The 11,452-nt window shown below is 71.2% G+C and carries 12 protein-coding genes; 8 read left to right on the forward strand and 4 right to left on the reverse strand.

The features are described 5' to 3' along the window. Positions 1-116: 116 nt before the first annotated feature. On the reverse strand, positions 117-662 hold the full coding sequence (locus D588_RS0109805; protein WP_017915844.1) for a DUF924 family protein: 546 nt from the start codon (positions 660-662) through the stop codon (positions 117-119). Between the two features lie 162 nt (positions 663-824). Between D588_RS0109805 and D588_RS0109810 the strand changes: the two genes are divergently transcribed. The 4 genes from D588_RS0109810 to D588_RS0109825 all read left to right on the forward strand — a co-directional run bounded on the left by D588_RS0109810 (position 825) and on the right by D588_RS0109825 (position 6,109). Next, complete coding sequence (locus D588_RS0109810) at positions 825-2,225, forward strand: amidohydrolase (RefSeq protein ID WP_017915845.1); 1,401 nt, start codon at positions 825-827, stop codon at positions 2,223-2,225. Next, complete coding sequence (locus tag D588_RS0109815) at positions 2,222-3,511, forward strand: amidohydrolase family protein (RefSeq protein ID WP_017915846.1); 1,290 nt, start codon at positions 2,222-2,224, stop codon at positions 3,509-3,511. Before D588_RS0109810 ends, D588_RS0109815 begins: the two co-directional genes overlap by 4 nt. Before the next feature lie 178 nt (positions 3,512-3,689). Next, a complete protein-coding gene (locus D588_RS0109820; protein ID WP_026143555.1) occupies positions 3,690-5,294 on the forward strand; it encodes a rhamnogalacturonan lyase B N-terminal domain-containing protein in 1,605 nt (534 codons plus the stop codon). Between the two features lie 86 nt (positions 5,295-5,380). After that, a complete protein-coding gene (locus D588_RS0109825; protein ID WP_017915848.1) occupies positions 5,381-6,109 on the forward strand; it encodes a hypothetical protein in 729 nt (242 codons plus the stop codon). Between the two features lie 34 nt (positions 6,110-6,143). On the opposite strand, the gene D588_RS0109830 is transcribed toward D588_RS0109825, so the two are convergent. Beyond that, positions 6,144-6,977, reverse strand: a complete 834-nt coding sequence (locus tag D588_RS0109830) for a cellulase (protein WP_017915849.1) — start codon at positions 6,975-6,977, stop codon at positions 6,144-6,146. A gap of 317 nt (positions 6,978-7,294) precedes the next feature. On the opposite strand from D588_RS0109830, the gene D588_RS0109835 reads away from it, so the two are divergent. The 3 genes from D588_RS0109835 (at position 7,295) to D588_RS0109845 (ending at position 9,333) form a co-directional block, all read left to right on the forward strand. Beyond that, positions 7,295-7,924 (forward strand): DsbA family protein, encoded by a 630-nt coding sequence (locus D588_RS0109835; protein WP_017915850.1) that lies wholly within the window; start codon positions 7,295-7,297, stop codon positions 7,922-7,924. Positions 7,925-7,971: 47 nt separating this feature from the next. Then, entirely contained in the window at positions 7,972-8,913 is a 942-nt protein-coding gene (locus tag D588_RS0109840) for a DegV family protein (protein ID WP_017915851.1), read from the forward strand. Between the two features lie 81 nt (positions 8,914-8,994). Further along, a complete protein-coding gene (locus tag D588_RS0109845) occupies positions 8,995-9,333 on the forward strand; it encodes a hypothetical protein (RefSeq protein ID WP_017913202.1) in 339 nt (112 codons plus the stop codon). A gap of 54 nt (positions 9,334-9,387) precedes the next feature. On the opposite strand, the gene D588_RS0109850 is transcribed toward D588_RS0109845, so the two are convergent. Both D588_RS0109850 and D588_RS0109855 read right to left on the reverse strand, forming a co-directional pair. Further along, positions 9,388-10,299, reverse strand: a complete 912-nt coding sequence (locus D588_RS0109850; RefSeq protein ID WP_017915852.1) for a DMT family transporter — start codon at positions 10,297-10,299, stop codon at positions 9,388-9,390. Continuing rightward, positions 10,296-11,087: a PhzF family phenazine biosynthesis protein gene (locus tag D588_RS0109855; protein ID WP_017915853.1), complete on the reverse strand. Its 792-nt coding sequence runs from the start codon at positions 11,085-11,087 to the stop codon at positions 10,296-10,298. Before D588_RS0109855 ends, D588_RS0109850 begins: the two co-directional genes overlap by 4 nt. Positions 11,088-11,193: 106 nt before the next feature. Between D588_RS0109855 and D588_RS24415 the strand changes: the two genes are divergently transcribed. Further along, on the forward strand, positions 11,194-11,452 hold a 259-nt coding region (locus D588_RS24415), incomplete at its 3' end, for a winged helix-turn-helix domain-containing protein (RefSeq protein WP_043084232.1).

The following is an 11,452-nucleotide window of genomic DNA, read 5'->3' on the forward strand; positions in this document are numbered from 1 at the left end:
CCGCGCCAGCAGCCTGATGTCGCCCTGTGGGAGGGACTCCAGTCCCGACTGCAATGACATCCGATGCGCCACTGGCTTCGCTGCCATGACGCAGCGAACGCGCAGCCCCCCTTCCCTCACCCGGCAAACCCACCCGCATCCAGGAACGCCTGCTCCTCCGGCGTGGTCGTGCGCCCCAGCGCCATATTGCGGTGGGGGAAGCGACCGAAGCGCTGGATCACGTCTTCGTGCACCACCGCCCACTGCAGCGACTCCGCATCGCCGAGCGCGCTGAACAGCTCCACCGCCTGGCGCTGCCGCGCCGCGTCCTCGGCATGCGTGTAGGGCAAATAGAAGAACATCCGCAGTTCCGCGTCGGTCTCCTGGTCGAACCCTGCCGCCAGCGCCTGGTCGGCATAGCGGCACGCAAGGCCGTCGGTGGCGAAGGCGTGCGCGCTGCCGCGGAACACGTTGCGCGGCACCTGGTCGAGCAACAGCAGCAGCGCCAGCGCGCCTTCGGCGTCGGCCAGCCAGTCGCTGCGTTCGCCACGCGCGGCGGCGTGATGCGCCTCCAGCAGGTGTTGGCGGACATTGGCGTCGAAGGAGTCGTTGGCGGCGAACCAGCGTTCGCGGCCGGCACTGTGCCAGAAGTCCACGACGGTGCGCGCAGGGGTGTCGGTCATTGCGGTGTCCATGGGGAGAATCGCGCTGCATAGCAGGTTCCGCGTCGCGATCCGGTGCAGCCGGGCGCGCCGATGCCGCACCCGCACTTGGCAAGCGCGCCGGCTCGGGCTAGCGTGCGGGCACGGCCGCAAGGGCCGGGTTCATCTTCCGGGGAAAATTCGATGCGTCATCTGTTGCTCGCCTGCCTGGGCGTGGCGTTGTGCGGCCCGGCCGCCGCGGCCTCGCGTTTCGTCGACGATCCCTATCCCAGCACCTATCGCGCGCTGGCGTCGGTGCCGGTGCTGATCGAACACGCCACCGTGCTCACCGGCACCGGCGAGCGCCTGGACGATGCCGACGTGCTGCTGCAGGACGGCCGCGTGCAGGCGGTCGGCCGCGCGCTGGCCGCGCCGGCCAACGCCACCCGCATCGACGGCCACGGCAAGTGGGTGACGCCCGGCATCATCGACGTGCACTCGCACCTGGGCGTGTATCCCAGCCCGGGCGTCAGTGCGCACAGCGACGGCAATGAGGCGACCGCACCGGTGACCCCGAACGTGTGGGCCGAGCATTCGATCTGGCCGCAGGATCCCGGCTTCGGCACCGCGCTGGCCGGCGGCGTCACCGCGCTGCAGGTGCTGCCCGGCTCGGCCAACCTGGTCGGCGGCCGTGGCGTCACGTTGAAGAACGTGCCGGCCACCACCTACCAGGCGATGAAGTTCCCGGGCGCGCCGTGGGGCCTGAAGATGGCCTGCGGCGAGAACCCCAAGCGGGTCTACGGCGAGAAGGGCGGCCCGTCCACGCGCATGGGCAACGTCGCCGGCTACCGCGCCGCCTTCATCGACGCCAGCGAATACCTGCGCAAGAACGCACCCAAGCAGAAGAGCCCGCCCAAGCGCCACTGGTGGAGCCGCGGCAACGGCGACAACGACAGCAGCGGCGACAGCGGCGGCAAGCGCGACCTCAAGCTGGACACGCTGGCCGGCGCCATCAACGGCGACATCCGCGTGCACATCCACTGCTACCGCGCCGACGAGATGACCACCATGCTCGACCTGGCCAAGGAATTCGGCTTCAAGATCGCCGCCTTCCACCATGGCGTGGAGGCCTACAAGATCGCCGACCGCCTGGCCCAGGAGAACGTCTGCGGCGCGCTGTGGGCCGACTGGTGGGGCTTCAAGATGGAAGCCTTCGACGGCATCCAGGAGAACATCGCCCTGGTCGACCGCCCCGCCAACGGCTGCGCGATCGTGCACTCGGACTCGGAGGAAGGCATCCAGCGGCTCAACCAGGAAGCGGCCAAGGCGATGGCCGCCGGCCGCCGCGCCGGCATCGACATCCCGCCCGAACGCGCGATCCGCTGGCTGACCAGCAACCCGGCCAAGGCGCTGGGCATCGACAAGCAGACCGGTTCGCTGGAGCCGGGCAAGATGGCCGACGTGGTGCTGTGGAACGGCAACCCCTTCAGCTCCTACGCCCTGGCCGACAAGGTCTACATCGACGGCGCGCAGGTCTACGACCGCACCGACCGCCGCCTGCAACCGACCTCCGATTTCATGCTCGGCCAGGAGGCTGCCCGATGAGCCGCGCCCTACCCTCGCCCCACCGCCTGGCGCAGCGCCTGGCCCTGGCCGCCTGCCTGCTGCTCGGCAGCGCGCCCGGGTTCGCCCAGGACGTACTGATCCGCGGCGCCACCGTGCACACCGCCAGCGCCCGCGGCACCCTTGCCAATGCCGACGTGCTGGTCCAGGGCGGGGTGATCCGCGCGGTCGGCCCCGGCCTGAGCGCGCCGGCCGGCGTCGCCGTGGTCGAGGCCAAGGGCCGGCCGCTGACCCCGGCGCTGTTCGGCGGCATCACCGAGATCGGCATCGAGGAGGTCTCCGGCGAGGCCTCCACCGTCGACAGCACGCTGACCCTGCCGCACGACCAGCCGATGCGCCCGGAGTTCGACGTGACCCTGGCCTACAACCCCGAATCGGTGCTGATCCCGGTCGCACGCGTGGAAGGCATCGGCTTCACCGCGCTCGGCGCCAACACCGGCGGCGCCTTCGTCGCCGGCCAGGGCGCGGTGATGCGCCTGGACGGCGGCGCCGACCCGATCGGCCCGCGCGCGCTGTACCTGCACCTGGGCAGCGATGCGCTGGAACTGAGCGGCAAGTCGCGCGCGGCGCAGTGGATGCTGCTCGACCAGTTGGTGGCCGAAGCGCGCGGGCGCATGCCCGCTGATTCGCCGCATGCGCTGCTGACCCCGGCCGGACGCGCGGTGCTGGCGCGCTATCTCGCCGGCCAGGGCCGCATCGTGGTGACGGTGAACCGCGCGGCAGACATCCGCCAACTGCTGCGTTGGGCACAACGCGAGAAGGTGCGCATCGCCATCGCCGGCGGCGACGAGGCCTGGAAGCTGGTGCCGGAACTGGCGAAGGCGCAGGTGCCGGTGTTCGTCAACGCGCTGGACGACCTGCCGGCCAGCTTCGACCAGATCGGTGCCACCCTGGAGAACGCCGCGCGCCTCAACGCCGCCGGCGTGGCGGTGAGCTTCACCCAGGGCGGCGACGGCGCGCACAACGCGCGCAAGCAGCGGCAGCTGGCCGGCAACGCGGTCGCACACGGGCTGCCGTGGGACGCCGCCCTGGCCGGCCTGACCCGGGTTCCGGCCGAGGCCTTCGGCGTGGGCGACCGCCTGGGCAGCATCGCCCCGGGCAAGCTCGCCGACCTGGTGCTGTGGGAAGGCGACCCGCTGGACGTGGCGCACTACGCCGAGCAGGTCTGGCTGGGCGGCCGCGCCATGCCGATGCGCTCGCGGCAGACCGAACTGCGCGACCGCTACATGCAGCAAAGCGGCGCACTGCCGAAGGCGTACACGCACTAGCCTCGCCGAGCAAGCGGAGACGGCAGCGTGGAGACGCTGCCGTCCCCCCGGCGGCAACGTCTTCCTCGCGCTCGACCGCGCGCGGCTGAGCGCCACCCGACCGGCGCGCGCCGGCGACATCCGGCACCGCACCGACGCGCAGTAGCCTGTGCGCCTTCTTGCCCTTGCGCGCACCGCCATGCCCCGTCTGCCTCGCCTGTTGCTGTGCCTGTTCGCACTGACCAGTGCAGCGCCCGCATGTGCCGACGCCAGCCGCTTCGGCGTCACCAGGATCGGCGATCGCTTCATCGTCGACAGCGGCGCCGATCTGCAGTTCAGCGTGGACGCGCGCACCGGCGACGTGGTCTCCCTGCGCTACCGTGGCGTCGAACTGGAGAGTCCGGAAGCCAAGCACTCGGAGATCGCCTCGGGCCTGGGCAGCGCCCGCGTCGCCGCACGCACTGTCGGCGACACCATCGTGGTCTCGGCCAGCGCTGGCGACCTGGTGCAGTACTACATGGCGCGCAAGGGCCGCGACGCGCTCTACCTGGCCACCTATGCGCCGACCCTGCTGCCGGTCGGCGAACTGCGCTTCATCGCCCGCCTCGACGCAACCAAGCTGCCCGACGCCGAGCGCGAACCGGATTCCAACATCGGCACCGCGATCGAGGGCAAGGACGTATTCCTGCTGCCGGACGGCCGCACCAGCTCCAAGTTCTACTCGGCGCGGCGCGCGATCGACGACAGCGTGCATGGCGTCAGCGGTCCCGGCGTGGCCGTGCGGATGTGGATGGGCGATCGCGAGCACAGCGCGGGCGGGCCGTTCTTCAAGGACATCGCCACGCAGCGGACCGCGCGCACCCACGAGCTGTACAACTACATGTTCTCCAACCACACCCAGACCGAACCCTACCGTGGCGGCCTGCATGGCGTGTACGTGCTGCAGTTCAGCCGCGGCGGCGCGGAAGCGCAGGTGCCGCCGGACCTGCGCTTCGTCGACGCGTCGCTGGGCTTGCTAGGCTTTCTGGGCGCGGAAGCGCGCGGCGCGGTGACCGGCCAGGTCTCCGGCATCGCCGCGGGGCAACCCGCGGTGGTCGCCCTGCGCAACGCGCAGGCGCAGTACTGGACCAGGGCCGATGCCGACGGCCGCTTCCGCATCGCCGGCATCCGCCCCGGCGCGTACCGTATCGCGCTGTACCAGAACGAGCTGGAGGTGGCCCACGACACCGTGCAGATCGCAGCCGCAGCCACCGCGCAGGCCGCCCTGCATGCGGTCCCGCTGCCCGGCCAGGTGATCTGGCAGATCGGCGATCCCGATGGCACGCCGGCCGGTTTCCGCAACGCCGCGTTGCTGGCGCGCGCGCATCCCTCCGACCGGCGCATGGCGCCATGGGGGCCGCTGACCTATCGCGTGGGCCACGACTCTCTCGACGCATTCCCGGCGGCGCAATGGCGCGGCGTCAACACGCCCACGCGCATCGCCTTCGTGCTCTCGCCCGAGCAGGTCCACGCCTATCGCCTGCGGCTGTTCGTCACCCTGACCCAGGCCGGCGGCCGTCCGCAGCTGCGGGTGAACGATCGCTGGAGCGGACCCGTGCCGCTGCGGCCGGAGCAGCCGGACAGCCGCGGCATCACCCGCGGCACCTACCGCGGCAACAACACCGTCTATCTGTTCGACATTCCGGCCAGCGCGCTGCAGGCCGGCCTCAACACGCTGGACATCGACGTCGCCTCGGGCTCGCCGGACAATGGGTTCCCCGGCCCGGGCATCGTCTTCGACAGCGTGCAATGGCTCGCGCCGTGAGGCGCTGCGGGCAGACGCGCCACACGCGCCGGCGAGGACGTCGCCACGCTGCTACGCTGCGCCCCTGGCCCGACGGAGACATCCCGATGCGCGGTTCGCTGTCCCTCCAGCGCCTGCTGCCGCTGGCGCTGCTGGCCCTCGCCTGCGGCGCCGGCGCCGCGCCGCCCACACCCGGCGTCTATCTCGCCGATGGCGGCGACCGCCTCGACGTGGCGCGCGACGCCGACGGTCTGGGCTTCTCGCTCGACATCACCGGCGCCAACGGCCATACCTGTGCGCTGGACGGCACGCTGCAGGGCGAACTCGGGTTCACCCGCGCGCACGACGACGATCCCGCGTCGCTGTGCCGCACCCGCCTGCACGCCGAGGGCGACGCCATCCGGGTCGAGGCGCTCACCCCCGACACCTGCCGCGACTACTGCGGCGCACGCGCCTGGTTCGAAGGCGACTACCGACGCGCCGCGCCGGCCTGCGTGCCCGAGGCGGCGGAGACCACCCGCGCGCGCTTCCTGCGCCAGTACCAGGCCAAGGACTACGCCAACGCCGAACGCGCTCTGGCCGCGCTGCTGGACGGCTGCGGCAAGACCCTGTTCTGGCTGGACGCCGCGCAGGTCCGCACCGATCTGGCGCTGACCCAGTATCACCTGGGCGACCGCGCCGGTTGCCTGCGCACGCTGGCACCGGTGCTGGAACGCGCCGGCAGCGGTGCCGAGGACGTGCGCAACAGCCTGCCGCCCAGCGATGCCGACGGGTTCCTGCCGATCGCCCGCGCCGCCTGGCACAACGCGGCACTGTGCAAGGCGCCGCCGCGCTGAGCCAGACAGGAACGGCGGCGCCCGTGCGGCGCCGTCAGTTGGCGCCGATATTGGCCTGGATCCAGGCCCAGCCGTTGCCGCGCACCACCTCGAAACCGGCCTCGACCACGTGCAGGTACATCGCGTTGCTGAAGCGTCCGTCCTGCGCGCGATGGGTATGCAGCCAGCTCAGGAACGGCTTGATGTCGATGTTGAGATTGCCGTTGCTCGGCAGGGTCGGTTGGCCCGCGGTGTTGTGCGGAATGAAGGTGTAGACGTAGTAGCCGGCGGCGCTGTTCATGCCTTCCCACAGATCGAAGGTGTAGCCGCCGGCGCTGATGACGTTGCTGGCGGTGAGCGTGCCGATCGGATACGAGTTGTGGCCGCCCCATATCATCACTTCGGCCTGCGGGATCGCGCTGGAGGACACCGTGCTGTCCCAGCGGAAGAACAGGTCGTAGGCGAAGTCGCCGGCCAGGTTGCTGCCGCCGGACGAGTACGCGAAGGTCGACGGCAACGACCGCAGCGCCGAGACCTGCCGCGGGAAGGTGCGGTCGGCAGTGGGATTGAAGCCGTAGTGCGAGCCGCGCAGGATCGCCGGATAGCCGTACAGGCTGGCGTTGGGGAAATTGAAGGTCACGGTCATGCTCGGCGTGCTGCCGCTATGGAACGTGCCCTGGATGACGTTGTTGGGGTCGTTGAAGTTGTTCACCCAGGCGTACTGGTTGCCGTACACCTGGTACGGCCCGGCCAGTGCCATCGGCGCGATGGCGAGCAGGGCGGTGGCGAACAGCGCGCGCAGGGTCCGCGCCCAGCCGCGCGGCGACCTGACGACCGTGGCGGGAAGGCGCGGCGAAGCAGCGGCGGAAACGGAAGCGGAAGCGTGCATGGCGATCTCTCCTGAGCGTGCAGGGGCAGCGAATCTACTGCCGCGGCGGACGCTAGCAAGGTGCGCGTACCGCGAGCTATGACAAGACCCGCGCATGCCATGCGCCAGCGCAATAGCGCTACCGCGATCCAGGCCACGGCCGCGCGGCGCTTCACAGATATCGCGTGCCAGCGAGATTTCCGCCACGGCATCGTCTACGCATTGCGGTCGCCGGGCGAACGGTCGGCGGCGACATCTCGCACTGCAGCATGCCGATGTACGCAGTCGCAGCGCGCGCGAGGTCGCGCTAAGCTGATCGGTCATTGCGGAGAAGCACGATGACGTTGCGCTGGTATTTCGATTTCATCTCGCCGTTTTCCTATCTGCACTGGCAGCAGGTGAAAGCGCTTCCTGAGTTCGCCCGGATCCAGCCGGTGCCGATCGTGTTGGCCGCGGTGCTGGCGCAGCTGCAGACGCGCGGGCCGGCCGAGGTGCCGCACAAGCGCGAGTTCACCTATCGCTTCGTGCAGTGGCAGGCGCAGCAGCAAGGCGTGCCGCTGCGCTTCCCGCCGGCACATCCGTTCAACCCGCTGACGGCGCTGCGCCTGTGCATCGCCGCCGGCACCACGCCACAGGCCATCGATGCGCTCTTCGACTGGCTGTGGCGCGATGGCCACGCGGGCGACGACGCCGCGGCCCTGGCGCCGGTCGGCCAGGCATTGGGGATCGCCGACGTGGCCGCGGCCACCGCCGATGCGCAGGTCAAGGCGCAACTGCGCGCCAACACCGAACAGGCGCTGGCGGCCGGCGTGTTCGGCGTGCCGACCCTGCAGATCGACGACACCCTGCTGTGGGGCAACGACGCGCACCCGCTGATGCGGGCGGTGCTGGCCGACCCGCAACTGCTGCAGCGCGGCGACATGGCGCGCCTGAACGCGCTGCCGGTCGCGGTGCAGCGCAACGCCTGAGCGGTCGCCATGTCCATCGATCTCCCCAATCACTGGAGCTTCAGCGGATGCGCATCGGCATCGTCGTAGATTCCGCCTGCGATCTGCCGCAGGACTACATCGCCCAGCACGACCTGGTGGTGTTGCCGATCAGCGTGCGCCTCGGCGGCACCGTCCTGGCCGATCGCCGCGACGAAGCGGCGACGCTGGAGTTCCTGCACGCACAGGTCAGCGCGCACGGCGCCGAAGCCGAGACCGTGCCGTACAGCGTGGCGCAGATCCGCGAGCTGTTCCTGAGCCGGCTGGTCATCGACTACGACCACGTGTTCTGCCTGACCATCGCCAAGACCCGCAGCCCGATCCACGAGCACGCGCAGCAGGCCGGCTTCGCCATCCTCAGCGACTACAAGCCGATCCGTCAGGCTGCCGGCCACGCCTCGCCGTTCGCGCTGCGCGTGATCGACACCGGGAACCTGTTCGCCGCACAGGCCGTGATCGCCGTCGAGGCGGTGCGCTTGCGTGCCGACGGTGCCGGCGTGCAGGCCATCCGCGAGCGGCTGGAGACGCTGGCCGAGCACACCCATGGCTACATGATCGCGCGCGACCTGTACTACCTGCGCAGCCGCGCGCGCAGCAAGGGCGACCGCAGCGTCGGCCTGCTCAGCGCCGCGCTCGGTTCGGCCCTGGACATCAAGCCAGTGCTGCACTGCCACCGCGGCGAGACCGCGCCGGTGGCCAAGCTCAAGGGCTTCGACCACGCCGTGCAGACGCTGTTCGGCCTGGCCGCCAAGCGCGTGGCCGCCGGGTTGATGACGCCCACGCTGTGCCTGAGCTACGGCGGCGAGCTGGCGGAACTGCGCGCCCTGCCCGGCTACGCGGCGCTGCGCCAGGCCTGCGACAGCCACGGCGTGGCGCTGCTGGAGAGCGTGATGAGCCTGACCGGCATGGTCAACGTCGGCAAGGGTGCGCTGGTGCTGGGCTTCGCCGGGGAGGCGCTGCACTTCGGCTGATCGCCCGCTGGCCGCGTCGACGGCGGGTCGCCGCCGGCTCTGCTAGGCTGCGCCGCTTCGTACCGCCCACAAGAGATGCCCATGGCCGTCACCTACTCGATCAGCCTGCCCGATCCCGCCCGTGCCCGCGGCAGCAACCCGTCGCTGAGCTTCTCCGCGCACGGCGCCGACGCCTTCGCCGAACAGCTGCAGGCCGCCCTCAGCGACCCGGCCTGGTTCGAGCGCTGGCGCGCCATGCAGCCGGAGCCGGACGAGGTCGATCCGGCGCTGGGCGTGACCGATCCGGCAGCACGGGTGACCGGCCGCCAGGACGATCTGCGCATCGACCTGTCCGCGACCACCAGCATCCCCGGCGACATCCTCAAGCAGCGCCTGCGCCTGCTCGCCGGCAGCGGCTGGGAACTGCGCGACGTGCGCTGAGCCGAACGGCACGGCCACCGCACTGCGGTGGCCGAGACGCTCTGCGGTGCCGCGCTAGGACACAGCCACCGCCCGGCGTGGCCAGGACCAGCGCAGATTGACCGCCAGCGTCCCCAGCACGATCAGCGCCAGGCCCAGCCACTGCACCGGCACCAGCCGGTGGCCGTACAGCAGGTAATCCAGCAGCAGCGTCACCAGCGGATAGACGAAGGCGACCACCGCGATCGCCGCCACGTGCAGGTGCCGGTAGGCGCTGTAGAACAGCACATACACTACGCCGCTGTGGATCACCCCCAGGCCGACCAGCCAGAACCAGTGGCGGCCGGGATGCAGCGCGGCGCCGCTGGAGAAGCCGGCCAGCATCGCCGCACCGACCCAGCACTGCACGGTCACCACCGCCAGCGGCCGCTCGCGGCTGATCCGCCGCGACATCAGCAACGAGGCGCCGCACAGCAGCGCGCCAAGCAAGGTCAGCGCGATCCCGCCCAGGTAGCCGCGGTCGGCGCTGGACCACAGCCGCAGCGGATCCGCCGAACAGGCCACGCCGACGAAGGCCAGCAGGGTCCAGCCCAGGTCGGTACGGCGGCTGCGCTCGCCCTGCAACAACGCCGCCAGGATCAGCATGACGAACGGGAACACGTGGTAGACCATGGTCGCCACGCCGATCGACGAACGCGCCATGCCGGCGAACAGCGCCACCCAGTTGAGCACCAGCAACACGCCACTGAGCGCCGCGTCGCGCAACAGCGCGCGCTCGCGCCACAGGCCGCGCAACTGCCCGCCGAGCAGGCCGCACACGGTCAGGAACAGCGCGCCGAACAGGCAGCGGTAGAACACCGCGGTCACCGGGTCCTGGCCGCTCTCGTGCACGAACACGCCGACCGAGCCGATCAGCACCTCGGCCAGCAGCAGCTGCCACAGTGCCCGCCGGGACGCGCCTGCGGATGTGGCGACGGCCGCGGTCACAGCGCGATGCTCCCGTGCAGGTACTGCACCGCCGCGCCACGCACCTGCACGTGGTCCGGCGTCACCCGGCAGTCCAGTTCGCCGCCGCGCGCAGACGCCTGCCACGCACGCAGGTCGCACTTGCCCAGGCGCTGCGCCCACAGCGGCGCCAGCGCGGCGTGGATCGAGCCGGTCACCGGATCCTCGGCGCCGCCGTTGGCCGGCCAGAAATAACGCGAGACGAAATCGTGCTCGCGGCCGGGCGCGGTGACCGCGACATCGCGCGGCGCCAACGCCAGCATCCGCGCCAGGTCCGGCACCACCGCGCGCACCTGGGCTTCATCCGCGTACACGGCGATGTAGGCCTGGTCGTTGCGGTACGCCGCCTGCGGCGCGATCGACAACGCCTGCGCGAGCGCCTGCGGCACCATCGCCAGCGCGGTCGGCGCCTGGTTCGGAAAGCGCAGAACGAAGCGCCCGTCGGCCTCGCGATCCACCCCCAGTTCGCCGACCGCCGCGGCGCGGAACCGCAACGGCAGCGGCGCCAGGCCCTGGGTGGCGACGACGAAGGCGCTGGCCAAGGTGGCGTGGCCGCAGAACCCCACTTCGCGCAGCGGCGAGAACCAACGGATCGCGAACGCGCCATCGGCCTCGCGCACGAAGAACGCGGTCTCCGACAGATTGTTCTCGCTGGCGATGGCCTGCATCAGCGCGTCCGGCAACCACGCCTGCAGCGGCACCACCGCGGCCGGGTTGCCGCGGAACCGCACCGTGGTGAACGCATCGACGATGAACAGCGGCAGTTGCACGCGCGGCCTCGGGAATGGGGAAGGACACGGCCAGTGTGCGCCGGGGTGGGCGACCAGCACAGAGTCAGATACGCTGCAAATCGACCGATACAGATGAGGCCGCCGCATGCGCCTGTACGAAGCCCTCGCCAGCCAGCTGCGCGACCAGATCGCGCAGGGCACGCTGCGTGCCGGCGAGCGCCTGCCGTCGATCCGGCAACTGGCCGCCGGCCACGGCATCAGCGCCGCCACCGCGGTGCAGGCCTTCCTGCAACTGGAACGCGAAGGCCGGGTGCAGGCGCGACCGCGCTCGGGCTACTTCGTGCGCGCCGCGGCCACACCGCAACCGGCCGGCGCAGGTGCCGCTACCCGGCGGCGCGCGCCGG

It is taken from the genome of Xanthomonas sp. SHU 308 (assembly GCF_000364645.1).
GTDB lineage: Bacteria > Pseudomonadota > Gammaproteobacteria > Xanthomonadales > Xanthomonadaceae > Xanthomonas_A > Xanthomonas_A sontii.

Excerpts from the sequence above, each read along its gene's own strand:
- D588_RS0109820 (WP_026143555.1), top strand. The coding sequence starts at position 3,690 with ATGCCCCGTCTGCCTCGCCTGTTGCTGTGCCTGTTCGCACTGACCAGT.
- D588_RS0109815 (WP_017915846.1), top strand. The coding sequence starts at position 2,222 with ATGAGCCGCGCCCTACCCTCGCCCCACCGCCTGGCGCAGCGCCTGGCC.
- D588_RS0109845 (WP_017913202.1), top strand. The coding sequence starts at position 8,995 with ATGGCCGTCACCTACTCGATCAGCCTGCCCGATCCCGCCCGTGCCCGC.
- D588_RS0109840 (WP_017915851.1), top strand. The coding sequence starts at position 7,972 with ATGCGCATCGGCATCGTCGTAGATTCCGCCTGCGATCTGCCGCAGGAC.
- D588_RS0109835 (WP_017915850.1), top strand. The coding sequence starts at position 7,295 with ATGACGTTGCGCTGGTATTTCGATTTCATCTCGCCGTTTTCCTATCTG.
- D588_RS0109810 (WP_017915845.1), top strand. The coding sequence starts at position 825 with ATGCGTCATCTGTTGCTCGCCTGCCTGGGCGTGGCGTTGTGCGGCCCG.
- D588_RS0109805 (WP_017915844.1), bottom strand. The coding sequence starts at position 662 with ATGACCGACACCCCTGCGCGCACCGTCGTGGACTTCTGGCACAGTGCC.
- D588_RS0109825 (WP_017915848.1), top strand. The coding sequence starts at position 5,381 with ATGCGCGGTTCGCTGTCCCTCCAGCGCCTGCTGCCGCTGGCGCTGCTG.
- D588_RS0109830 (WP_017915849.1), bottom strand. The coding sequence starts at position 6,977 with ATGCACGCTTCCGCTTCCGTTTCCGCCGCTGCTTCGCCGCGCCTTCCC.